Annotated in this window: 17 protein-coding genes and 2 other annotated features (1 of these 19 only partly in view); of the genes, 3 read left to right on the top strand and 14 right to left on the bottom strand. The window is 34.9% G+C overall.

All coding sequences use genetic code 11. The annotated features are described in order from the left end of the window. Positions 1 to 20 precede the first annotated feature (20 nt). The 12 genes from AC3EMB_RS10920 to AC3EMB_RS10865 form a co-directional block, all read right to left on the bottom strand. On the bottom strand, positions 21 to 350 hold the full coding sequence (locus tag AC3EMB_RS10920; RefSeq protein ID WP_002171737.1) for a hypothetical protein: 330 nt from the start codon (positions 348 to 350) through the stop codon (positions 21 to 23). A 14-nt stretch (positions 351 to 364) separates the two neighbouring features. Continuing rightward, positions 365 to 1,810 (bottom strand): WXG100 family type VII secretion target, encoded by a 1,446-nt coding sequence (locus AC3EMB_RS10915; RefSeq protein ID WP_366986786.1) that lies wholly within the window; start codon positions 1,808 to 1,810, stop codon positions 365 to 367. A 56-nt stretch (positions 1,811 to 1,866) separates the two neighbouring features. Further along, on the bottom strand, positions 1,867 to 2,304 hold the full coding sequence (locus AC3EMB_RS10910) for an SseB family protein (RefSeq protein ID WP_053564628.1): 438 nt from the start codon (positions 2,302 to 2,304) through the stop codon (positions 1,867 to 1,869). Positions 2,305 to 2,373: 69 nt separating this feature from the next. Then, positions 2,374 to 5,301, bottom strand: a complete 2,928-nt coding sequence (locus tag AC3EMB_RS10905; RefSeq protein ID WP_488517679.1) for a hypothetical protein — start codon at positions 5,299 to 5,301, stop codon at positions 2,374 to 2,376. Positions 5,302 to 5,323: 22 nt separating this feature from the next. Continuing rightward, positions 5,324 to 7,996 (bottom strand): tetratricopeptide repeat protein, encoded by a 2,673-nt coding sequence (locus AC3EMB_RS10900; RefSeq protein WP_423098848.1) that lies wholly within the window; start codon positions 7,994 to 7,996, stop codon positions 5,324 to 5,326. Positions 7,997 to 8,078: 82 nt separating this feature from the next. Then, a complete protein-coding gene (locus tag AC3EMB_RS10895) occupies positions 8,079 to 8,351 on the bottom strand; it encodes a WXG100 family type VII secretion target (protein WP_053564631.1) in 273 nt (90 codons plus the stop codon). Positions 8,352 to 8,478: 127 nt separating this feature from the next. Then, positions 8,479 to 12,486: a type VII secretion protein EssC gene (gene essC / locus AC3EMB_RS10890; RefSeq protein ID WP_140155656.1), complete on the bottom strand. Its 4,008-nt coding sequence runs from the start codon at positions 12,484 to 12,486 to the stop codon at positions 8,479 to 8,481. Positions 12,487 to 12,517: 31 nt separating this feature from the next. Continuing rightward, complete coding sequence (locus AC3EMB_RS10885) at positions 12,518 to 12,880, bottom strand: ubiquitin family protein (RefSeq protein ID WP_000391139.1); 363 nt, start codon at positions 12,878 to 12,880, stop codon at positions 12,518 to 12,520. Between the two features lie 30 nt (positions 12,881 to 12,910). Then, positions 12,911 to 13,684 (bottom strand): hypothetical protein, encoded by a 774-nt coding sequence (locus tag AC3EMB_RS10880; protein WP_098835433.1) that lies wholly within the window; start codon positions 13,682 to 13,684, stop codon positions 12,911 to 12,913. Between the two features lie 11 nt (positions 13,685 to 13,695). Next, positions 13,696 to 14,460, bottom strand: a complete 765-nt coding sequence (locus AC3EMB_RS10875; RefSeq protein WP_000966848.1) for a vWA domain-containing protein — start codon at positions 14,458 to 14,460, stop codon at positions 13,696 to 13,698. 202 nt (positions 14,461 to 14,662) lie between these two features. Then, positions 14,663 to 15,961 (bottom strand): aspartate--tRNA(Asn) ligase, encoded by a 1,299-nt coding sequence (gene aspS, locus AC3EMB_RS10870; protein ID WP_000377342.1) that lies wholly within the window; start codon positions 15,959 to 15,961, stop codon positions 14,663 to 14,665. Between the two features lie 105 nt (positions 15,962 to 16,066). Continuing rightward, positions 16,067 to 16,281 (bottom strand) — a binding site (T-box leader). Positions 16,282 to 16,347: 66 nt separating this feature from the next. After that, positions 16,348 to 17,730, bottom strand: a complete 1,383-nt coding sequence (locus tag AC3EMB_RS10865; protein ID WP_488517678.1) for a UDP-N-acetylmuramoyl-tripeptide--D-alanyl-D-alanine ligase — start codon at positions 17,728 to 17,730, stop codon at positions 16,348 to 16,350. A 63-nt stretch (positions 17,731 to 17,793) separates the two neighbouring features. On the opposite strand from AC3EMB_RS10865, the gene AC3EMB_RS10860 reads away from it, so the two are divergent. Continuing rightward, on the top strand, positions 17,794 to 18,273 hold the full coding sequence (locus AC3EMB_RS10860; protein WP_088023232.1) for a hypothetical protein: 480 nt from the start codon (positions 17,794 to 17,796) through the stop codon (positions 18,271 to 18,273). A 107-nt stretch (positions 18,274 to 18,380) separates the two neighbouring features. Here AC3EMB_RS10860 and AC3EMB_RS10855 read toward each other — a convergent pair whose 3' ends face one another. Continuing rightward, entirely contained in the window at positions 18,381 to 19,892 is a 1,512-nt protein-coding gene (locus tag AC3EMB_RS10855; protein WP_000482274.1) for a M36 family metallopeptidase, read from the bottom strand. A gap of 331 nt (positions 19,893 to 20,223) precedes the next feature. On the opposite strand from AC3EMB_RS10855, the gene AC3EMB_RS10850 reads away from it, so the two are divergent. Next, positions 20,224 to 20,808, top strand: coding sequence for a TetR/AcrR family transcriptional regulator (locus AC3EMB_RS10850; RefSeq protein WP_023521810.1), 585 nt, complete (start codon positions 20,224 to 20,226; stop codon positions 20,806 to 20,808). A gap of 1 nt (position 20,809) precedes the next feature. Continuing rightward, a complete protein-coding gene (locus tag AC3EMB_RS10845) occupies positions 20,810 to 21,895 on the top strand; it encodes a DUF418 domain-containing protein (protein WP_488517677.1) in 1,086 nt (361 codons plus the stop codon). Between the two features lie 52 nt (positions 21,896 to 21,947). Here the strand turns inward: AC3EMB_RS10845 and ileS are convergent, their stop codons facing one another. Further along, entirely contained in the window at positions 21,948 to 25,049 is a 3,102-nt protein-coding gene (gene ileS, locus AC3EMB_RS10840) for an isoleucine--tRNA ligase (protein WP_488517676.1), read from the bottom strand. Between the two features lie 54 nt (positions 25,050 to 25,103). Next, positions 25,104 to 25,320, bottom strand: a binding site (T-box leader); it runs 24 nt beyond the window's last position.

The following is a 25,320-nucleotide window of genomic DNA, read 5'->3' as shown; positions in this document are numbered from 1 at the left end:
TTTCAATACCCTAATCTATCTTAATCATCACCTAAAATTCTATCATCTAGCTTTTCTCTGTCTTCAGCAATTTGTTCATATGAACTAATAAGGTTACTTATATAATCAATTTGAACCTCTCGATTATCTTGAAACAAATGTACAGTAGCCCCCTTACTTATTAAAGCCTCCATTGTTTTTTTGAAATCTTTTAATTCATCTGTATCAAAATAATCACATTCTAGTACCACATTATTATCTTCTATATTTCTTTTAATATCTTGAATACTTGCTCCATTATTCTGTCTGATAATCGATACATACTTTAATTTATTTGAATCATCATCAATTTTGAGTCTCATCTTCACCATAAATTCTTACCTCCTTAAAAGTCTTTAATTGGTATTATAGGCTCACCTGGAATACTATTCCTCCACTTTCTTCCATGCCATCCGTAAAAATGCTCACGAAAAGTTGCTGGATAGATTATTTCTCCCTTATCAGCGAGATGCGGATATTTTGCAGCACTATAACTATGATGCCCTACAATTGGTTTACCATCAAATTTAGGAGTTTTACCAGCAAGAATATCTTTTAACTGTTCTTGAGACCACTCTCGAGTAAGCGGTTCATTATTTAATATTCTTTGTTGTTCTTGGTACCAAAATTCTTTAACTCCTTTATCCCGTCTTTTAGCAAATTTCTTATTCCAGATGTAGTCTGCATACTCTTGTTTTGTAATAGTTCTATTATCAATCTTATCTCTTAATGCTTTCATTTTCTTAGAACTCATTTGCTTTGTCGTAGTTGGATGCTGATTTAAATCTAATCCTTTTGTTCTCTCTGCTATAATATCTCTTGCTTCTTTTACATGAGGAACATCAGAGATTTTCTTACTACCTTCACCCGTACCCTTAACAACCTTACTCTCCATATACTGATAAGCCTCTTTCAGAGAATACTGTCCTCCTCCTGAGACATTTCCTACTCCAGCCATGGCGAAGCCTTTTCCCTCGCCTGGGATCCATTTGTACTCCAGTAATGTTTTTACTGCGTGCTGGATCTTTTCATTCCCCTGCAAGAAGGTTGTTTTTACGGTTGTGGTACCTTTGTTCCATAGGTTTCCGATTTTGTTTGCAAGTCCTTTTGCTGTGGAGGCTACAAAGTTTACACCTTCTGTTACTTTGTGGCTGGCTGTTTTTATGCCATCAACAGCTGCTTTTCCAACTTTTCCGGCTACCATTGTTACGCCTTCGCCTAGTCTTTTTCCTGCTTTTACAATCGTCTTCCCAAAGCTAGAAGCGACATACTTTATTCCTTTTCCAGCAAGACTTGCCACTTTTCCAACAGGAACAAAGTTTAGGAGTGTCCATCCTGCGGCGATGAGTCTTTCTTTTGATGATAATTCTTTCCCTGTAATAGGGTCTTTACCGGTAACTGCACGAATTGCATCATTTACTCCAATGAATTCAGCTGCTCCTTCTACTCCCTTTTCCCACCATGATTTTTCATGTTTCTTTTCTGTTTTATGGGTTTCTTTCAATTTTTCATTTTGTTTCTTTTGATATTCTTCATCTGCTTGACGAAACTTTTGAGCAATGCGCCGTAATTCTTTTTCTGTAACTTGTAAGTTACGTATGTAAGATTCCATGAGTCTCATTGATCTCATATATTCCCCATAAAAATGCTGACTCGTTGCTCCTTGCCATTGCATTTGAATACTAAACATAGATTGATTGAGATTTTGTTGTATATTCTGGCTGTGTGTTTGCATCTCTGATATGTTTTTGGCAATTTGTTCGAGTTGTTCAGGTTTGACTTTAATCTCCAAACCTTCTCCCACCTTCCTCTATTTTATACCAAAAAGAAATAGAACTGCATTAATTTTTACTTATTCTCTTTAGAGAAAACATCAAAAATACTGTTATCACAAATCGCTTCAATTTCTTCCTTTACAAATAATTTTTGAAATTTTGTTCCTGGGTTCAATATGACATTTGCCTCTAAATCTATTGTTTTTAATAATTCAACTGCATTCATAGAAACATATGGACATTCTTCTGGAATAACCATTTCTAGATGCTTTAAATCCGAATACAGTGGTAACATTAATCCTTCTTCCATTTCAAAATAATGAATTTGCAATTGTGTATTATTAGTAGAAATCAAATTTCCTTCTTCATCTACACTTGTATCCCCTTCGACAGAAGCAACAACGAATAAATTTGATTTCTGTAATATCTCATAAAAATAGCCTCTTTTCTCTTCGTTTTGTAACGCTTCCACTAACGCCTCATCTAACGGACTAATTTCTAGTAAACTCATTAACTTTCACTCCTATTTGGAATAATTTCGCCATCTTACTTGGAATAAGATGGCGAATTCATTATCTATTTATTTTTTTGTATCCATTGCTTTTATTTTGTCTAAGTTCTCCATTGCTTTTTGGCGCACTTCTCCAACAATCGTTGTTGCATATTGTGGTCGAGTTAAAAACTCAAAACATTTATATGCATTATTGTTTTCATTTTTGTCTAAATACCCTTTACCTGTTTGTAACATTTTTTCAGAGACAACTTTCATAAATTCTTTTGCAGGTGCCTGCTGATATCCTAAGTTCATGGCTTGATGAGTTAGCTCAACTACTGACGCTAAATCTTCAATAGTGTTTATACTAGTAGCCTTTTTATTAGCAGCATCAAATGTACTTAAATATTCAATGGCAACTTTTGCTTTATCTTTCACTCCAGTCATTTCAATCCCCGGTGTTTTATAAAGAATTTGATAGATTTCTAAAGCTGATAGGTAATTACTCTTTTCAATTTTTTCCCCTTCTTTTAATACGCGATTTGCGACATCCGAAAATCCTTTTTTATCATTAACCCCACGATAGGAAGCTTGTCCATAATAGTGTAAAGCTTCGTAAAGCTTTCCGTTCTGATTCGCTTTTGTATTTGCTACTTCTATTAGTTGGATTCCCTCCATCTTTTTCGACGCATTGTCAATAACACTCATACCAACGATTTTTTCAATTGTTTTATCGATATCTTTCAACTGTGCCAATAATGTATACGATGGAAGTACAGATTTCTCAGCCTTTTCTTGCCAATCTGGTGTTCCATTGATTTGCTCCCATTCAACTTCTGTTTTTTCCCATAGTTTATTTGCATAATTCACCATTTCTTCTCTTGAACGCTCTAATGGATGCTTTGTACGAATTGCATTAGCAATATTCAATACAGCTGTATAATATTCTCCTTTATTTGCAGCCTCAGTCGCTTTTCTTTCAAACATAAGTGGCATTAACATTTTATTTGCTTCATCTTGAACAGATTGTTCTATCCTTGCCGTACTTGCTAATAGGTTTGCTTTCTTTAAAGCATCTTCCACTGAAAATTTTGGGTCTTTCATCTGTCCCCTAAGCCCATCTACCGCTATACTAAATTGCTGATTTAATTTTTCTTTTTGTTGGTCTTTTGCGACATCAATCCATTGATTTGCTAATAGTAAAGCATTTTCATAGTTTAGACTTTCAGGGGTTAAATATGTTTCAATTTTCTCAATCGCTTGATTAATCGGATTTGGTTTTTCCGGTTTTTCCGGTTTTTCTGGTTTTTCTGGTTTCATTTGACCATCTGTATCATTGCTATTTGTTTCTTTATGATTTACTTCTTTCGTATTTTCTTTGTTGTTTTTATTAGCTTCAATTAATTGATCTTTTTGCTCTTTCTCACTAGCTATTTCTGACGCCCCAGTTTTATTCGTATTATCTTCTTTAACAACCACTTGTCCTCCATTACTGCTAGTTACAGTTTCTTTTTCTGGACTTACGTTTTCTTTTGTATCATTTTTAGATGTCACTACTGGTGCTTCGATGTTAATATTTTTTAATTCTTCTTGTAATAGTTTATAGAAAATCTTTTCTACACGTTGATTTGCAGCCTCTACTAATTTAGGATCCACGCTTTCAAGCACCGAAGTAACTAAGTAATATTTACTTAAAGATTGTTCTAGAGAAGCTATATCTGTTTGGTTATTTAACCAAACATTCTCCTCTTGTACAGCCTTATCGTATACTAACTTTGCAACTGATTGAATATACTCTTTCTTATTTTCTTTTAAATACTCTTGTAATTCTTGTTGGGTTGTAACTTTTTCCTTAAGTGTATTCATTTGGTTACGTAAATAAAATAATTCACTTTGATTCGAATAATTCTCCTTATTAGCTAAAATTTCTCCCAAATTGTCCAATGTTAATCTATGATCAGCAACTGTCTGTGCATTTGAAGATGCATTCAATTGAGATATCAGTGTTAACTCTTTATTTTCCTCCGAATATTTAGCCCTACTATTTAACGTGTCAGAATTTTGCCCTTTTCCATAATACTCATTAAAGAATACAGATGAATACCTCTCTCCATTCCCAGCATACCACTCAACTAAAATATCTCCCGTTATTGGTGATACTGTAATTTGATCGTGTGGCACTGGTGGTTTTGGTTTTTCTGGTTCTTTATCACCATCTGGTTTTGGTTTTTCTGGCTCTTTATCACCATCCGGTTTTGGTTTTTCTGGTTCCTTATCACCATCCGGTTTTGGTTTTTCTGGTTCTTTATTACCATCTGGTTTTGGTTTTTCCGGCTCTTTATCACCATCTGGTTTTGGTTTTTCCGGCTCTTTATCACCATCCGGTTTTGGTTTTTCTGGTTCTTTATCACCATCCGGTTTTGGTTTTTCTGGTTCTTTATCACCATCCGGTTTTGGTTTTTCTGGTTCTTTATCACCATCTGGTTTTGGTTTTTCCGGCTCTTTATCACCATCCGGTTTTGGTTTTTCTAGTTCCTTATCACCACCCGGTGTTTTCCCCGTATCCACCAAACTATCCGGTAAATTTTTACTCGGCTCCACCACAGGCCCCCCCATATTAGTTGGCAGTTCCGGCTTTTGTGGCGCTGGTGCATCTGATAATTTGATTTGTGGATCTTTCTTTTCCACCGACACATCATCTGGCTTATACGTCACTGGTGTAATCGGTGATTTATTATTTCCGATTAAGTCTGCTAAATTAATGTTTGGTTTTTCTCCAGGTTTGTCATCTTTTTTTGCAGGATCAGCAACTAAATTTGGGAACATAGACTGTAAATTACTTCCTGTAATACGGTCATCTTTTTTCTCTTCTGTATTACTTGCTAGTTTTACCGTTTCTCTTCCTGCTGTACTAAAGCCTTTGTCATAAACAAGATATCCTGACGTTCCAAATAAAGCCACCGACATTACTGATATAGCAACTTTTTTTCCTAGATTGTTGTTGTTTTCTTCCATGTTTCTTCCCCTTTTCACATCTTTATTGAATCCAGCCGTTTGTTTTCATCTCTGTTAATTTTTCTTGTGCTGCTCTTACTTCAGCTTCATTTTCATTTGCTTGTACTGTTTTTCTTAAGAAGCGGTTCGCTTCTTCATATTTTTTTTGTTTAATTTTGAACATCCCAAATGCAAAATTCACATGTGGATCTTCATCATTTTGCGAATATGCTTCTGCGAAAAATTTCTCGGCTTCATTTCCTTGTCCCACTTTATCGTATAAAATCCCTATATTCACAAGTGTATTTGTATCTCGGGTCCCACTGTTGACAACTCGATTATAAGCTTCTAACGCTTGTTGATACGCTGCATTACTTTTTCCACCATCTCGTGTTTCATAAAATTGACCAGCTTCATAATATACAATTCCTAATTGATTTAGTAACTCTATATTTTTCATATCTTTTTGGATTGCAGCTTGTAATACTTGCGATGCTTGTTGATAATTCACTTCTTTTTTTGCACTATCAATTAAATTTGTTTTATTCCAAAGTACATATAAATTCGAAATTTCAATTGCATATATAGCATTCTTTGAATCTTGCATAATGGCTTCTTTAAAGAAAGATTCTGCTTTATCTAATTGCACAGTTGCAGTTGCTAGTTGTCCTTTTAAATACGAAACAATTGCCTTATCTTCATTTGTTTTCGTACTCATTTTGACAATAACATCTTCTGCTTTTTCAAATTCTTTCATTTTCATATGACTTACAGCTAAATCTCGCATCGCATCTTTTTTATATGGTTCAATTCCTTTTGCATTATTCGCTAATGCTTGTTCGAAATTCGGAACTGCTTCTTGATATTTTCCTATACGGAAATTCGCTGAAGCTAATAGATATGCCGCTTCATTATTTTCTTTATCTATTTCTCTATCTTTTATTAATTTTGTAAGGTAGTCGATTGCAATTTTATTTTTCCCTTCAGCAACGTAAATCGTTGCTAGCTGAAGATGAGCTTCATCTTTTCCTTTCACTGCGATCGCATGACCAACAGCTTCTTCTGCTTTTATATATTTTTTATCATGATAGGCTTGGCGTGCTTGTCCCATAAATTTTTGGTATTTAGCATTTGTTGTATAAAAGTAAAATAGTGTTGAACCACCTATAACAACTACTACAATTGAGCCAATAATCAAAACCCGTTTTTTATGCTTGTTCCACCATATTGAGAAGGCGGACGGTTCTTTTTGTTCATGTGTTAATGTAAGAGGTTGATTCGATGCTTTTGCATTTAAAATTTCATCATCTATATCATATTCAACTTGTTTTTTTGTTTGTTTACGGCTCTGTAAAATGCTATTTGGAACTGTGATTGTAGCTGCTATTTCTGGCATTGGTGGCTCTTTTTCTTCTTTTATCTCTTTAATAATGCTTTCAATTTCCTTTTTTAACGCATGATCAATGTTTGGAAATTGTACGATTCGTGAATAGACGAAACAAGCATATTCTTTATTATTTTCTCGCTCCAATTCAGTAGCTAGTTCCACATAACTTTGCAGCACTTTTTTTTGATTTATTTCAGATTCTTGATTCTCTAGTAGTTGAATAATATATGCGAGTTCTTGTTTTAGAGCTGTTGATGGATTGAGTGAATTAAAAATTGTTTTATATTCATATAATGCCGCTTGTTTAAATCCTCTCTCTTCTAATAATCTTGCAATTTCCAAACATTTCGATACAAAAAGAGAGTGTTCTTCTTCTGACTGCCTTTTCGCATCAATTTTTACTATTTCTCTTGCACTATGAAATACATCGTACCATTGTGCAAAGCTTGGACATTCTGCGAAAGTGTTACTATTCCATGCTTGATTAAATAACTGTGCGATTTCCCCATTCCATTGATTATGCAATTCTTGCTGAAGTAACGTATATCTTTCACATTCCGTCTGCATTTCTTCCGTTTTAAAGTAACTTGCATCCGTCCATTTGTTATTTCGAATTTCCTCACTACACCAACTTAATACTTCACTTAATAAAATGGCGCCAGCAAAACGGTCGGCTTCTTTTTGCCATATCCCATTTTCCAAATACACTGGTGCATAACCCGCTGAACCTGCTGGCAATAATGAAGGTCTTTTACTTTTTGATCCATACATTTGCTCAACATCAACAAGTTCAATATAATGTTGGCCTTCAATTGGATTTTCACTTAAAAAAGGTATGAGTACATTACTGGATGATAGATCATTATGAGCAACCTCATTTTCCTCCATCATTTTAAGTGTTGTAAGAAATGCTTCTGCAATAAAGAAACATTGTTCTTTTGATAACACTCGTTGTTCTTGTAAAATATCAGCCCAAGTTGGACCTTCAATCCAAGGCATTACAATACTATTAGCAAGATCTTCTGATTTTTCGATAGCAGATGTATGTTCTTCTGTAGTAACGATATAGCGTGAGCATACTTTAAGACCAGCTAAGGAGGAAAGTGGCTTTAAAAATGCTAGTTGATGTTTTTCATCACGATAGCGCTCTTTAAAAACTTTTAACGCAATTCGTTCCACACCATTTTCATGTTGTAATTGATAAACTGTTCCTTGTCTTCCCTCTTGCCCATATGGCATTTCAATCCCAATAACTGCTGGATGTTTCTCAAAACGATAAACATCTTTATTAAAAATAATTTTTTCTCCTACTTCTGGTCGGAATCCCATTTTATCCCCTTACTCTCATATGACAATTTTTAAAGAAAAGACCAGGAACAATAGCTCCTGGTCTTTTGCAATTGTTCTATTATTAATATGCGTTATCTGTGTTACGGAATTTATCAGAAATACGTTTTAATTCTGATGAAATACCTTCTAAAATTGGAATGTATTGTTGCATCGCTTGTTTAGATTGAGCAAATTCGCCTCGGAACTTCGCTTGTGTTGCCCCAGCCCATTGTCCTTCTAAACTATTAATGTCGCCTTCAAGTCTATTAATTTGGTTTTGAGCTTCCCCAGCTGCGTTTGTAAAGTTACTAGCAATTCGCTCAAGTTCTTCTGGTGTAATTTTAATTTCTGCCATTGTATATATTTCCCCTTTCAATTCTTAAATGATACAACAATTAGATTATAAACTATATTCAAACAATTTTAAAAGGGGTAAATTACAAAAAAATTCTATTTTCTTGTAATTTAACCCTTTTTTAATATTATTTAACCTTTAATTCTGACCATTTCACAATAATTTTATTTGTCATTTTGTAAAGTAAATGTGGTGGTGTATATGCACATTTTATTTTCATTGGCTTTCTACGTATACAATATCCATCCCCACTTGATAATTCTCGATCCATCTCAGTATGTGGAAGCTTTATATTAAAGAAATAGACATCACTATTTTGAGTCGTACCTAATAAATAACCAAAACTTCTCTTTCTAATTTCTGTAAACCATTTTTCATGAGAATAGCTATTTACACTAGACGTTGTAGCGGCCACAACAAAATGAATTCCTTTATTTTTACAATTTTGAACTATTTGTTCCATTTTATTTTTCGAATCAAAGTCGTTAGATAATATCGCTAACATTTGATCAATATCATCAATTGCAATAATTATTTTCTTATATGGCATTTCCACTTCTTCTTTTGAATCTAAAGATGGCATAACTACTTTTCTATTATTTATTACTTCTAGCAGATCATCTAACATTTCTTTTAATTGTATACCATCTGTAAACCTCTTCTCTACATGAGGCAAATCTCCAAGAGCTAAAATACCTGTAGGTCTTTCACCAAAATCTACTAAGTATAATTCGACTTCATCCGGAGAATATTGATAAGCAGTAGAGAACAGAAGTGTTTGTAATAATGATGTTTTCCCACCTTCTATTCTTCCACCGATAAATATATGATTCATTTCGTCCAATGAAAAACTTTGTAAACGAATATCGTCTGTTTCAACTCCTGCAGAAATTTGAGCTGGTTTTAATCGCTCAACTAAATCTTCTACAAATATTTCTTTAGGAACCATTGGAATCTCTCTTGCTTTTTCACCATTCCATTCACTGCTCATTGTTTGAATAATCGTTTTTAACTGCTGTGAATATTCTAATTCACTTTCACCAATAAACGGCAATGCTGCTTGGAACAATTCAGGCGGTTGTCCTTTCATTAACCCACGACCAGCAGGAACTTCGATTAATGGGAAATTAGGTCTACCAACTAAACTATGATATTCAGTTCTATCTTGCAATTCAAATGTAATTGCCATCGGTATATTATTACGAACACGATCAAACATATCAATAGTTTGATTAAGCGAGAAATAGAAGTACACGCCGTATGTGCTTGATTCTCGTAATAACATTTCTAATATTTCATTCTCTTTTTCGAATTCATTTTTAAATCTTATATAACCATCTACCATTACAACAATAGCAGGAACTTTCTTTCCGACCATTCGATTATACATAGAAAATGACTTTGCACCGATGTTAGAAAAACTCTCTTTTCTTTCTGTAATTTCTTTCTTCAAAAAACCAAATAAACGTTTCATTTTTTCATATTCGTCCTCTTGTACAATCCCGCCTACATGAGGTAAATCTCTAAAATCTAAAAACATACGTCCAAAATCAATAATATAAAAATTCACTTCAGCTGGTGTATGAGATACTGCTAGGGACATAATGATCGTTTGTAACATCGTTGTTTTTCCTGTTCCTGGCATACCATATATATTTAAATGGCCTTCTTGTAAATCGAGCTTTAAAGGATACTGCGCTTGATTTCCGACATCATCAATTAATCCAACCGTAATTTGTAAATTTTCTTTCTCCTTATTCCATACATCAGCAGTCCAATTTTCCATTTCATAAAACTCTTTTAATAATAATTTTTCTGGTAAAGGTGCCAACCACGGCCCTGGCAATGCTTTAATATTTTCTTTCTCCGATACGTTCTGTATATAGTGAATAAACGCTTGTAATTGCTTTGGACTATTTGTCATTGGTTTTGGGCGCTTTTTCACTTTTATTCTTTCACCCGAAAGCTTAACTTCTGTAAAATCAACCACAGCAAGAACTTTCTCTTCATCTGGATTATAAGGTGCTCCACTCCATGCAGATTGGAACAATTCCAATATTTCATTACTTCCAACCTGTAAATAACCTCTTCCCGGTACATTAATTTTAGAGGCATCTGGAATTTTTAACATTTCACGACTATCGGCGTCATCTTGTACACGTAAACAAATTCGAAAACGTGAGTTACTCCAAATCTTATCATTTACAACCCCTGAAGGTTTTTGTGTAGCTAATAATAAGTGAACTCCTAATGTCCTTCCTATTGCAGCAACACTAATTAGTTCGTCCATAAATTCTGGTTGTTCCTTTTTCATTTGAGCAAACTCATCAATGACAATAAATAAATGTGGCAAAGGTTCTTTTTCACGCCAGCTTGTTTCATAATATTCATCTAAATGTTGAACATTTCCAGCCTGAATAAACAATTTTTGTCTTCTCTCTAATTCCGCCTTTAATGATATTCTTGCACGCTCAATTAAGTTCGGATCTTCTAAGTTTGTAATAGATGCGATAATATGTGGTAATCCTGCAAACGTGTTTGACATTCCGCCACCCTTATAATCGATAAGCATAAATGCCATCTCATGAGGATGATAGGTAGCCGCTAACGCTGCTATAATAGACTGGATCACTTCACTTTTCCCTGAACCTGTTGTACCAGCCATTAAACCATGCGGACCATGTCCTTTCTTCTCAATTTTATCGTGAATATTTAGAAACACAGGTTTACTTCCTTCTCTTACACCTATTGGAACCGGCAATGAAGTCGGATATCGATTTTTATTCCATCTCTCTAGCACCTGTAACTCTTCCATTTTTTTCACTTGGAACAAATCTAAAAAAGTTAATACTTTCGGTATGTTAGCCGCTGTAGAACTTTTCATTCGAATAGGAGCAATACTTCGCGCACCTGATTCGCATCGTTCAAATGAAAGTCGGTCTACTTTAAAACTAGCACGCGTTGTCCCGCTATTTTCAGCTGAGCTTGAAAATGTTTCTACTAACTCACCATTTTCTCCGTTTAAGCTAATAACAAGATCACATTCCATCGGCAATCGTTCTCTCTGTTCTGCAAATATAAATGTAGATGCTCCGACACTTTCCCCTTCTCTAAGTAACATTGGAAGTATAGGATCATCTTCTAAAAATTCTCTCGCGGATAAGAAAAAAACATACATTGGGATTAAAGGTATTTTCGCATCTACCTGTGCAGAGGAATTATAAATTCTACGCATATTAAGTGGTGTGAACAACGCTTCAGCTAATTTCTGCGCTTCTTGTTGATTCTCAGATAAAAAACGCATGCTTCTCTGCTCATCCCACACATGAGGAATCCACCTCATCCAATCCCATTCTTTCTTCTCCTTCTCATGATAGAAGGCTGCTATTTTCACTTCATTTGGAGCGTGATGTGTCATAATTTGCGTCGTTACAATTCGAGTGAAGTTCAATCGATCTTCTTTATTGCCAACCACACCAATTACATCATTTTTTTTCAATGATATTGAAATATGCCCATTAGGGATTGTATTAAAATCTCTTTTCACATTTTGTGCTTCTGTGATTAATGGATTTTCCTCATAACCTTGCTGTTCAGGCACTTTCAATTCAACATAAAATGGTCTCTCACCTGTTCCAATACGGATATCTAAAAAGTCTGGGCTTTCAGGTGTTCGCTCCCATAAATTACTTTCTCGATTTTCAATTCTTTGTACACTCTTTAGTGGACTTGGATTTTGTGTTATTAAATATTTCGCTTGTTCAACCTTTAACGTATCTAACTCCACTCGATGCTTTTGAATTTGCTCCAAATATCTTTGTTGTAACTGCTCCACCATTTGCCTATGTTCTTTCTTTTTACGGAAATGCCCCATCGTTGTAATTGCATACGATCCTAACATTGGGATACTCGAAACCATCATAAGTGGCATATAACTTGCATTCATCTTCATAAATTTCATCATCACAAAATACAATATCAATGTTAAAATTGTCATCATCGCTGGTAATAACATTGTTTCAATAGAAAATTTAGGTTCTTCTGGTATATTTGGCGGATCATGAATAATAACATCCCCTGTTGGTATATCTACTTTCACACGCGGAGAGCGTTGAAAATACGGTGATTTTTGCACAAAACATTTCTCCTTCCCCATCCAAAAACTATTACTCAATGATTTTCCATACATAATCTTCTTCACTAGAAGACATATCTTGTTTAACAGGTTCATTATAAACTTCTTCTGCTGGCATCATTTCAAAAGAAGGGATAATTGCTCCTTTTTTATGTAGCATTACATATTGTCCGTCCCACACATCATTATCGCGTAACGTTTCATCATTTCGAATAGAATGCCACTCTTCTTTATCTTTTGCCACTCTAATTTCATAGATCTCGCTTAATGCTTCATCTATTTTTTCATGATGTAAAATCGCTTCAATAATTTGCACCACTTTTACGTCATTTGGAATTGCAATATCAATTTCTTCATTTGACTGTTTTATGTATGTCACAATAATCTCTTCCACATTTATTCACCTTTTTCTCCATCATGTTTGTTACCAAGAAACATCTAAAAATGAAATATCATCGCTTGTCGGAGAGTTCTGTGCCCTCTCAATTTCTTTTAACACTTCCTCAAAATTATACTGCATAAGCGGCACAAGTCCGTCTGAGTGAATAACTATCCGATTAGCTTCTTGCCTAGATAATGCCTTTGAAAAAACCGCCAATTCCCCACCAATAATGCCTCGCTGTGTAGACCATCTTTTCTCTATATTTCTATTAAACTTCATTATATTCGAACAATTCTCCTTATCTTGAAACAATTGTACAAATGAATCACCATGTGTAACTATCGTTATTTGTACTTTATCTTGATTTGGAATGAGTTCTATTTTCCCGCCAATAAACATCGTTTCACTACCTTTTGTTCGCTTTTCTTCCAAAACATCAAGTAGTAACCACGGTGTTTCTTCTGGCAAGCGAAATGCACTCACTTCCTCTGAAGCTTCTTCTATCCAATTATTTAACTGTTCATTTAATAATGTAGCAATATCCAGTCCACTTTCTTGACATGTATCAAACAAGTTTACTAACTTCATACCAAGAAATTTCGCAGCGATTTCACCATGAAAAGACATTCCTACACCATCACATAATGCAAAGGTAATACTAGTCCCATTATCTTGAAATATAAGAAAATCTTGTCCACTCTCATTTAAGTCTTGCGTTTCTTTAGCTCTTACGTAACTATATCGATATGTAAAATTTTCACCTTTCTTCTCTTGTAATACTGTTTCTTTTTCTTGCGACAGGATATACTTCACTATTTTTCTCCCTCCTATCGAACCGGCGTTGCAGCAGACATTTGAAATCCAAGTGATACTAAATCTGCATTTGTACCTGGAAACATCATCACTGCACCATCCCCAATATGAAAACCATACTCAGTCATCATCTCACGATAACTTTGAGGGATAGGAGAGGAAAGTCGTTGCAACTTTGCACCATATTCATCCGTAATTTCTGTATGTGGCATAATCCCTTCCCACTTCTTTATACTAGTAATTTGTTCTTGCATAATTTCATCCGAAATAAAGATATTTTCAATTAGTACATTTCCATCAGGTACAGACATATTCATAATTCTTCGCACAATTAATTCTGGATCTTCGCCAGTTGAAGCACCATCTGTCATATGACAAACAACAGGAGCTGGCCCATCTTGTAAATTCGGTAATTCCTTTTGCAATAACTTCTCCACTACAGAGAAAGCCTTTGCTGTATCAGTTAAGCGATGCGTTTGAATTTTTTCTAGTGGACGTAGTCTTGCTACTTCATCTATTGTTTTCACCCCACCCAAAAGATCAAAAACTTGATCGCTATAAGCTAAAATAGATAACTTATATCTTGGAAGCAATCGACTACCTTTTGTCGAACGAAATACCATTTGGCGAATCGCTAAAGAAAGAGCATCTGTTACAATGTCAATTCTCCTTTTTTCTTCTCCCTCTACATCCATCATTTGATTCATTGATGCGCTTACATCAAGAAGATAGATTATATAAGCTGGTGTTTGTTGTGTTGCTTGAGTTTGATATAACATGTTTCATACCCTTCCATACATTATTATATGAACTTTTTTTATATTCACATTTCATTATAACTTATGAATTTTCTTTTTCTCAATTTATTATAAAATGTTCTCGATATAATTTACATATTTTCACACAAAAAGACATTTTTCTTCTCTTTAACTTATGTTTAAATATACAAAACCCTTCTATATTCATAGAAGGGTTTTGATATTATGGTATAAGACGAGTACAATCTCTCGGAAAAGCACTCGCCTCTCGTACATTTGTTAATTCTAATAGTTTATATACAATCCTTTCTAACCCAATTCCGAAACCTCCATGCGGGGGACAACCGTATCGGAATGTATTTAAATAAGATTGAAATTTCTCTGGGTGCAATCCTTTTTCTTTAAACGAAGCGAGTAACATTTCATAATTATGAATTCGCTGTGCCCCTGACGTTATTTCTAACCCTTTATATAATAAGTCGAATGAATCAGTAATAGCTGGATTCTCTTTATTTTGCATCGTATACATCGGTCTCGCTTCTTTCGGATAATGTGTAATGAAAACAAATTCACTATTATATGTTTCCTTTACATATTTCCCTAGTAACTTTTCACCTTCTGTATCTAAATCCCCTACAGGAGATTCTTTACGATACTTACTTTTCAAAATTTCTTGTGCTTCTAACAATGTAATTTTAGGTATTTCAGTAATAACAGGTACTTCTATTTGTAATAGTTGTAGTTCTATTTCACATTTTTTCGCTACTTGTTGAAATATATATCGTAAAACATCCGTTTCTAGTTGCATCACTTCATAAAAATCATGAATAAATCCAAGTTCTACGTCTAACGAGATATATTCATTCAAATGACGGGAAGAGTTATGATGTTCCGCTCTATATACAGGTGCAATTTCAAAAACTCGTTCTAGTCCACCCGCTACCATCATTTGTTTGTAGAACTGTGGTGATTGTGCTAAATAAGCTTCTTTTTGGAAGTATGGAAGCTTAAAAACATTTGCTCCTCCTTCTGCCCCTTGTGAAACAATTTTCGGAGTAAATATACGTGTGAAATCGTTCTCTATTAGAAATTCACTAAAGCTCTGAACGAGTGTAGATTTCACTTTAAAAATCGCTGCAGTTCGCTCATGCCTTAATGATATTACCCGCTCATTAAGTAGTTGATCTAAGCCAACTTGTAACTTCTTTTTATTTATTTCAAATGGAAGTGGCTCTGCACCGTTTATTACTTTCACTTCATGAGCAAGTACTTCAACACCCAATTCCGTTTTCGACGTCTCGACTATCTCACCGATTACATGGACAACACTTTCTACATCAACTTTATATCCGGCCAATTCATTTTCTAATACACATTGAATTACTCCTGTTCTGTCCCGTAATAATAAAAAACTAACATTTCCAAGGTGCCGAATTTTTTTTACCCATCCTTGAAGTAATACAACCTTTCCACTTTGCTTTGTACATTCTTTTGTGAGTGAACGCTTCATTATTGAATCCATTATTTTTCCCTCCAGTAATTTTATATTTATTTACGTTATTGTTGTCATCGTCATCATCCACGGTCACTCACCCCCTTTCAAAGAATACAAAAATCCGCCCCTATAAATAGGGACGGATTTTTTTTCCGCGGTACCACCCAAATTGTCATACTGACCATCTTAGCCCTGATAACGGTAGGTACCGTTTGCTTTTACTAACAATCACGTTCAAAGCAACGCTCACAGGTGTCTTTCCATCATGCGGTATCGCAACCTTCCCAGCAACCGGCTGCTCTCTGTAGACCTTTGCACCATGTACTTTTCCTGATCATCACTTTTTATATTTACAGAGTATTCTAACTCTTTTCCCTATAAAATGCAAGCACTTTTAAATATATTTTGATTTTTCACATCCAGTTTTGTACAATCTCCTCTAAAGCCATTCCACGTGAACCTTTCAGTAAAACAACATCTTTTTTCGTTATAACTTTCAATACTTCCTCTGCTATTTTGGCTTTATTATCAAATGACTTTATTTTTCCTGTATGATAGTTCTTTCTTGCTTCTTCCGCTACAATTTTGGCTAACTCTCCATACGTAAATACATATTGAATGCTCTCCTCATTTAACATTTTACCAATTTCTCTATGATATGTTTCAGCTTTCTTGCCTAACTCCAACATATCCCCAATCACTATAATTTTTTTCTTATAGGCATTTAATTTCTGCAACGTTTCAATTGCAGCCTTCATGGAGGAAGGACTGGCATTCCATGCATCGTTAATAATTGTAAAACCTGTTTTAGCGGTTAAAAACTGAAAGCGCATTTGTGTAATGTTTATTTGCTGCAATGCTTCTTGTATTTTTTCTATAGGGACTTTGTAAAATTGACCTACAGCGATTCCGACAATCGTATTAAAAATATTATGTTTTCCATGTAAGGGAACATCGTACTGTATTTTTGAATGATTTAATTTAAAATGAACACCATATTCATCTAATTGTACGTTCGTTGGAAACAAATCATTTGTATACTTTCCACCAAACGACTTACTTTCTATACCTAGCATATTAATATTTTGAGAAAGTAATGGCTCATCACCATTATATAAGAACAGTCCACCGTCATTTAATCCGTCTACAATTTCAAATTTAGCCTTCGCAATCTCTTCTCTTGATCCAAGCGTTTCTAAGTGTGACTGTCCAATCATTGTAATGATCGCTACATCTGGCTGTGCTATTTGTGCTAAGTTTCGAATTTGTCCCGTTTCGCTCATTCCCATTTCAAGTATTAACAACTCTGTATCCTGTTTCATTTCTAAAATCGTTAGTGGTAAACCAATTTGACTATTTAAATTTCCCTTCGTTTTATGCACACGATAAGTTGTACTTAATATCGTGCTTATTATATCTTTTACCATTGTCTTTCCATTACTACCAGTAATTCCGATAACTTTCACATTACTTGTCTTTCGGTAATATCGCGCTATTTTTTGCAGTGCAAGTAATGTGTCATCTACAAAAATAATCGGGATTCCTTTTGGAGGATCACCGTAAGACTTTTTCCATAAAGAAGCAGCCGCACCTTTTTCCATCGCTTCTTTTACATAATCGTGTCCATCTTTCACCCTAATAATCGGAACAAACAAATTCCCTTTCGTAATTTTTTTAGAGTCAATACAGACGCCTTGCATCTCTATATAATGAAATGATTCTTGTAATCCTTCACCATTTACTATCTCTTCCAATTTATTTAATTGTAGTTGAATCAAATTGTCACCCTTTTCCATTTTTTACATAAAACCCAATTCATTTACGCATATTAATAAAAAATTTTATAGCGAGGTGTGTATATGCAAAAAGCAATTAGTTTCTTTCTCCTATTGTTTTGCCTAATTGTAGTAAACGAAACATACGCCTATTCACCAAAATCTTTACCAATCTCCCAAAACTCTGATCAATGGCAAGTGAATATTGATAAACCGAAAAAAACAAACAAGAATATGCTTCAAGCTAAAAAAGCTGAATTTCAAACATATCATTTTTCAGTAAAGAATGTTGGGAATAGTGAGGTATATAACGTAAACGTCGAAGTATTCCGCAACGAACCAAATAAGAAAACGAAATATGAACTCTTTTCCCTAAAGGAAAGTCGTTTAGCAAGTGGAAAAACTGGATTTGAACACGCTAATTTACCTGTTGCTACAAAAGCAGATGAAGTTGATGTTATTATTACATGGCAAGAGCACCCATTCCGATCGATGCGAAATGGTCAAAAAGTTGAATCTAGAAAATTTAAAGAGCATTTTGTTTTTAAAGAAGCTAAAAAGTAAATGGGATACGGATATATTCACACTATCATTGATATAGCTTTATTTACTAGTACCAGTTCGTAAGCAAATTAAAAAGTCGTGGCTTATAAATGCCACGACTTTTTATATTAATTCGTACTAATGCCTCTCGCTGCCCAAATGCGATCGATATCAGCAGCATGTTGTCCGCCATATAAAAGAGCATCCGCTTGCTTAATCGCTTTCGCTCCATCACTGAATTTAGAGTTTGGTGTTAATGACCAGTGTGATTGTAAAATGATTTTTGTTGCTACATCACGGCCAAAAGCTTGTGCCATTTCGTATTGACCTTGAGCCCAAATTTCACCATCATCATGCACTTCATTCGTTATATCTTTCGGATATACTTTATTCGTATCTAATCGGCGTAAGCATGTTGGATCTGAACTAGAATAAGCTGTCGCATCCCATTCTCCAACACATGCTTTACCATATCCAGTAGTCGATACTGCATCTTCATATGTAGCACCTAAGAAGTCGCCAAATCCTTCTCCCATCGCTCCACCTTCTGCTGAACTACCAAAGCCAGGAACTTGGTTATCTTGAATCGAATGCCCATATTCATGTGCGATAATTCCAGCATCTTCTGCATCATCAACACCACCAGTACCGAAAGTTAAAGCTTTTGTTGATGGAGAATAGAATGAGTTATCATCAGTTGTACCATTAACATTCACTTTTATCGAACGGTTATTAATATTTTTAAAACCTAGACTTTGAATGTATCGTTGCAATGTGTCGATATGATAGTACGACATAACATCTTCAAAGCTATCATTTGCGCGTGTATAGTTAAATTGTAAATTCGTAGATTTTGTTTTCGCTTTTGAAGAAATCGTTACATATTCTCCAATTAAAAATCCTGTTCCATCTAAACCTTTTAACGTAACAGTTTTCAGTTGATTCGTTAGAGCTGTTGAATCTGCATCGTTATTATCTTTTAAGCCTACTTTACTACCGCTAGATACGACTGGGTTAGGTAAAAATACTTTTCCTGACCCTTCAGCTTTTCGGTTTATATCAACCTTTTTAATTAACTTTCCATTTTCTGCATCAATAAATGTTTCCCATGCACCAAATGGATTATTAGAATGGACTACAACTTTATATACTGGACGAGCAATTCCTTCTTCAACAATATATCCGAACTCTTTATCTGTAGGAGCCCATAAATTTTGCTCACTTGCTTCTCCAACATACGCCATTGATTTTTGTATTGCATCTTTTTCACTAATTTTTGTCGTTACTTCCTTCACACCTGTAACAGGCTGATAATCAGAAACAGCGAGTACTCCCTTTCCCTCTCCGTTAAGCGTAACTGTTATTTGTTTTGAAAATACAGGTGCACCATTAACAACTTGTTGGAACCTAACATATGAAGCTACTGACGTTTCTGTTGTAGAAATATATTGCAAGTCTGAAAGGTCTGTTTTCAATCCATACTGCGCAGCATTTTCTTTTAAATATTCAGTTGCTTTTTTCTGTGGCGAATAAGCTTCTAACTTTACTTGCTGTTGTTTTTCCAATGCCGAAACCGTAGAAATCGTCCCCATTACTAACGGTACAGTCATTGCCATTGCCACCATTTTTTTATTAAACATAGAACCACTCCCCCTAATAAAGTAGCTCAACCTTATCCCATTACCACTCGGCAATCATTCCCCACAAAATGGGGGGATAAAAATTGAATCTACGAGTAATTCTCTATGGACACTTCTATTACCTTTCCATTTAGGGTAAGTGAAATTTTCTCAATATTTATGTGTAAAGTGAACACAATATTTTAGAAATATATTTCTAAAGCAATTCCTTAACTCTTAAACTTTTTAAATGACTTTGTAAAAAACAGGCCACTTTTTTACCTAACGGTAGGTTGAAAAAAATATTAATGAATGATACGATTTATATAACCTTTTTTTAGGAGGCTTTATTATGGGCAAAAGTGAAGAAACACTCTCTTCAATTATGGAAGCAAGCTATCGACTGTTTGCCGGACATGGTATTACCAAAACGACTTATTCAATGATTGCTGAAGAAGTCGGAATTGCTAAACCGTCCATTTATTATTACTTTAAATCTAAAGATGCATTAATCGAATGTATTTTCACAGAATTATGTGCTGCGATGCAGTTTTCTTCCTTCTTCCATACAGAAGAGTTTACGAAAGGAAATTTTATTGACAAATGCATTGAAATTGGATTCAAAATAATTGATGAACAGCAGAACGATCCTTATTTTAATCGTGTGTTGCAAGAATATGTATTACTATCTTCAAGAAATGATATGTACAAAGATCGATTACTAACTGTGCAAACAGAATATTTACAAGGATTTGAATCCCTCCTTACAAAAGCAAATGAGCTTCAATTGATTGAAAATAAAAATCTAGTTTCAAAAGCTCATATGTTAGCATTAGTGCTTGATAATGTCGGGAATTTTATGATGTTACATGTGGATATAGATTATAGACAAATATGGATGGAAGCTGTAAACAGTATTTTTGAAAGAAGGGATTGAATTGAATACTAAAAAACGAATTATCGGCTTAGACTTTGCTAGAGCTTTGGCGATGTTTGGTATGCTGCTTGTTAATTTTATGGTGATAACAGGTGCAGAAGGAAATGGTCCCCCATTTTTAATAACTTTCATGTCACTTTTTGAAGGTAGAGCTTCTGCCTTGTTTGTTATACTTGCTGGAATTGGCATATCTTTAATGACTAGATCATCTGTTGCTAGCAATGAAAAAATAAAAATTTCTAATAGCCGAAAAATCACCTGGAAACGGGCACTATTCTTATTTATTTTAGGATTACTTTTATACGTAATGGAGTGGACTGGGGATATATTACACTACTACGGTGCTTACCTTTTCGTTGCTGCATTACTCATTACAGTCCGAAAAAAAGCATTACTCTTGTTATCTATTATTATCCTACTCTTGGCACAATCTCTTCAGCTTACTTTCAATACTTTCGAAGGTTGGGGAGGCCCTACTCCATTTATAAACTATGTAGACTTCTGGACAGTTAACGGTTTTCTTCGCAATTTATTCTTTAATGGTTATCACCCTTTTTTCCCTTGGTTTTCGTTCTTCTTAATCGGTATGATAATTGGCAGATTAGATCTTCATAATAAAAAGATTAGAGATAGGTTGCTCTTGCTCGGTATTACATTCACCATACTGATAGAACTTTTATCAAAGGGGCTCACGCATTACTTCATTCCACACATTGGCAAAGAAGCTGCTACATTTTTGTTTAATACAGGACCCATTTTACCAAATATATTATATATTTTATCTGCTACAGGATCCGCTATTGCTATATTAATACTTTGCCTCTATATCACTGAAAAATATGAAAATAATTGGTTTGTTACTTCCATTATACAAACAGGTCAATTAACATTAACTCATTATGTAAGTCATGTATTTATCGGTATTGGAGCATTAATTCTATTCAATAGAATGGAACATCAAACACTACTTTTCGTTTTATTATTTGCTACTATATTTTTCATTTTCAGTATTTTGTTTAGCGTATTATGGAGAAAGAAATTTTCTAAAGGACCTATCGAATGGATTATGAGGAAATTAACTAGTTAATTTACCTCCATACGAAAAAGGAAGTTGGAATCATTCCAACTTCCTTTTTTCTTTAATTAGCTGCACTTAATTTAATTCTAAGTTTTGTTTCACCTAAAGTAAGTTCATCGTCTTCGTTCGTTAAGTGACCAAATGTAAATTGTTTAACGAGTAAATTTTCTTCCAATAAATCTTTATTGTTCGTTAACGTTCGTTGTAGTTCTTCTTCTGTATCGAGAATAACATCGACTCGTAAATTAACTGGTAAATTCAACTGTTTACGATATTCTTGAACCGCACGAATGAATTCACGCGCTACTCCTTCTTGTAACAATTCTTCCGTTACATTCGTATCTAACATAACTGTATATTGTCCGTTAGTCGTATTAGAAAATCCTGATTTTGCAACTTTTTCAACTAACACATCTTCAGCAGTTACAACTACTTCTTCTCCTGGTGTTGCTTCGTAAACTGCTCTTTCTGTTGATACAAAGTTTTGTACTTCTTCTTGTGATAATTGTTTTAGCCAACCATTCACTGCATTCACATTTTTACCGAATTTCGGCCCCGCTGTTTTAAAATTGAGCTTCAATTGATATGATGTGTATTTTGTTTCATCAAGTTCAACATGGAACGCTTTTACATTTAACTCATCCATAACGATATCACGATAAGATTCCCAATCCATATCATTCTCGTTATGCTCAAGTAATACAAGTTCTGCTAGCGGCTGTTTTACTTTTAAAGAATGCTGATTACGGTTACTTCTTCCAAGTTCAACAACTTGTAAAACAGCATCCATTTCCGCTTCTAATTTCGGCTGAAGTAGTGATTCATTTACAACTGGATAATCAGCTAAATGAACGCTACTTCCTTCTAAATTAAGATGAATGTCTTCCGCGACAAACGGTGTGAATGGTGCAATTAATTTACTAATTGTTACAAGTACTTCATGAAGTGTCTCATACGCAGCAGCTTTTTCAGCGTTCATACCAGATTCCCAGAAACGATTACGTGAGCGTCTTACATACCAGTTACTCACTTCATCTACAAGTGCTGCAATTTCACGAGCTGCATTCGTAAATTGATAATCATCAAGTGCTGTTCTCACTTTTTTCGTTGTACTATGCAATCTTGATAATACCCATTCGTCTAATTTCGTACGCTTTACATCATACGTTTCTTTCGGGTTATACTCATCTAAATTCGCATATAAAACGTAGAAGCTATACACATTGACTAATGTATCTACAAATTTAGATTTCGCTTCCAGTACGGTTCTTTCAGAAAAACGCTTCGCATTCCACGGAGCACTATCAACAAGTAAAGCCCATCTTAGCGCATCTGCACCAAACTTATCTACTAAATCAACTGGATCTAGTGCATTCCCTTTACTTTTAGACATTTTCTGCCCTTCTTCATCTAAAACATGCCCTAGTGATAACACTCGTTTATACGGTACTTTTCCTGTATATAGTGCTGATACTGCTAATAAACTATAAAACCAGCCGCGTGTTTGATCAATTCCTTCTGCAATAACATCCGCTGGAAACTGCTCTTCAAATAACTCTTTATTTTCAAATGGGTAATGATATTGTGCAAATGGCATAGAACCACTATCAAACCAAACATCAATCACTTCTGGTGTACGATTCATTGTGCCTCCGCATTTTTCGCAGCGGACTTGCACTTCATCTACATAAGGCTTATGCAATTCTAAATCTTCCGGTGTTTCTTTCGTACTATGCTTTCTTAATTCGGCAATGCTTTTCGGCGCAAACTGATGATCACAACTTTCACATTCCCATACGTTTAATGGCGTTCCCCAATATCTATTTCGGCTAATATTCCAGTCCACCATATTTTCTAAAAACTTACCAAATCGTCCATGTTTCATATGATCCGGATACCAAGTAACTGAATCATTATTTTGTAAAAATGTATCTTTAATTGCAGTTGTTCGGATTAACCAACTTTCTCCTGCATAATAAAGTAGTGGTGAATCACAACGCCAGCAATGTGGGTAGCTATGTTCATATTTTTCTTTATGATATAGTAAACCTTCTTTCGCTAAATAACGAACGATATCCACATCACAATCTTTTACAAATTTACCTTTCAAAAATGGTACCGCTTCTGTATACTCACCTTTTTCATCTACAACGTGCAAGAATGACAATCCTTCACTTTGAACAACTCTATAATCGTCCTCTCCATATGCTGGAGCAATATGAACAAGTCCTGTACCACTATCTGCCGTTACAAACTCTGCTGCGATAACGCGGTAACCATTTGTGACTTCTTTCATCGGAAATGGCGCTGTATAAGATGTGTTTAATAATTCTTCGCCTTTATGAACAGATAATACTTCATAGTTTTCTTTTAATACTTCTTGTACACGTTCTTTCGCAACAATGTATACATGACCTTCTTGTTTTGCTTTAACATATTCCATATTTGGATGTACAGCAAGCGCAACATTTGCTGGAAGTGTCCAAGGCGTTGTTGTCCAGCCTAAGAAATACTCATTTTCACTATCTTTCACTTTAAACTTCACTGTTGCACTTAAATCTTTTACTGTTTTATACCCTTGTGCAACCTCATGTGAGCTCAATGAGGTTTGGCAGCTTGGGCAGTATGGTGAAACTCTATGTCCTTTATATAACAATCCTTTTTCATGGATCGTCCCCAAAATATGCCATACACTTTCGATATATGGATTCTCTAAAGTTACATATGGATCATCCATATCTACCCAATAACCAATACTTTCAGTGAATTCACGCCACTGCTTTTCATATGTGAAAACACTCTCTTTACACTTTTGAATAAATGGTTCAATACCATATTCTTCGATCTCATGTTTACCAGAAATACCAAGTTGCTTCTCAACACCTAGTTCTACAGGTAAACCGTGTGTATCCCATCCTGCTTTTCTTACTACTTTATAACCAGCCATCGTTTTATATCTTGCTACTAAATCTTTAATTGCCCGACCAAGTGCATGGCCGACGTGTGGTAAACCGTTCGCCGTTGGTGGTCCTTCATAAAACACAAACGATTGCGCGCCTTCTCGATTCTGAATTGATTGTTCAAAAATGCTTTGTTCGTTCCACTGCTTACGAATACGTGTTTCTCTCCCTACAGCTGACTCTTTTACATCTACTTTCTTCATCTACAATCACTCCTTTGAATGTTTTAAAAGCACACAAAAAACCCGCCCCTATGAAGTAGGGACGGGTTTACCCGCGTTACCACCCTAATTCTATTAGCTTTTTCACTAATAGCGCTTAGCAACGTACTATCATACGTGTTCTTTGTAACGGTAGACATCCGTCCGGGCTTACTCACTTTCAGCCTCGGCTCCTCGGAGATGATTTTCAAATAACGTCTGCCCACCGGCTTTCAGCAATATACCGGCTCTCTGGAGAACAGTTCACTATTTT

Source organism: Bacillus sp. LQ16 (assembly GCF_057784645.1).
Note: the sequence above shows the minus strand (reverse complement) of the source record. Positions and strands in the feature narration are given on the sequence as shown.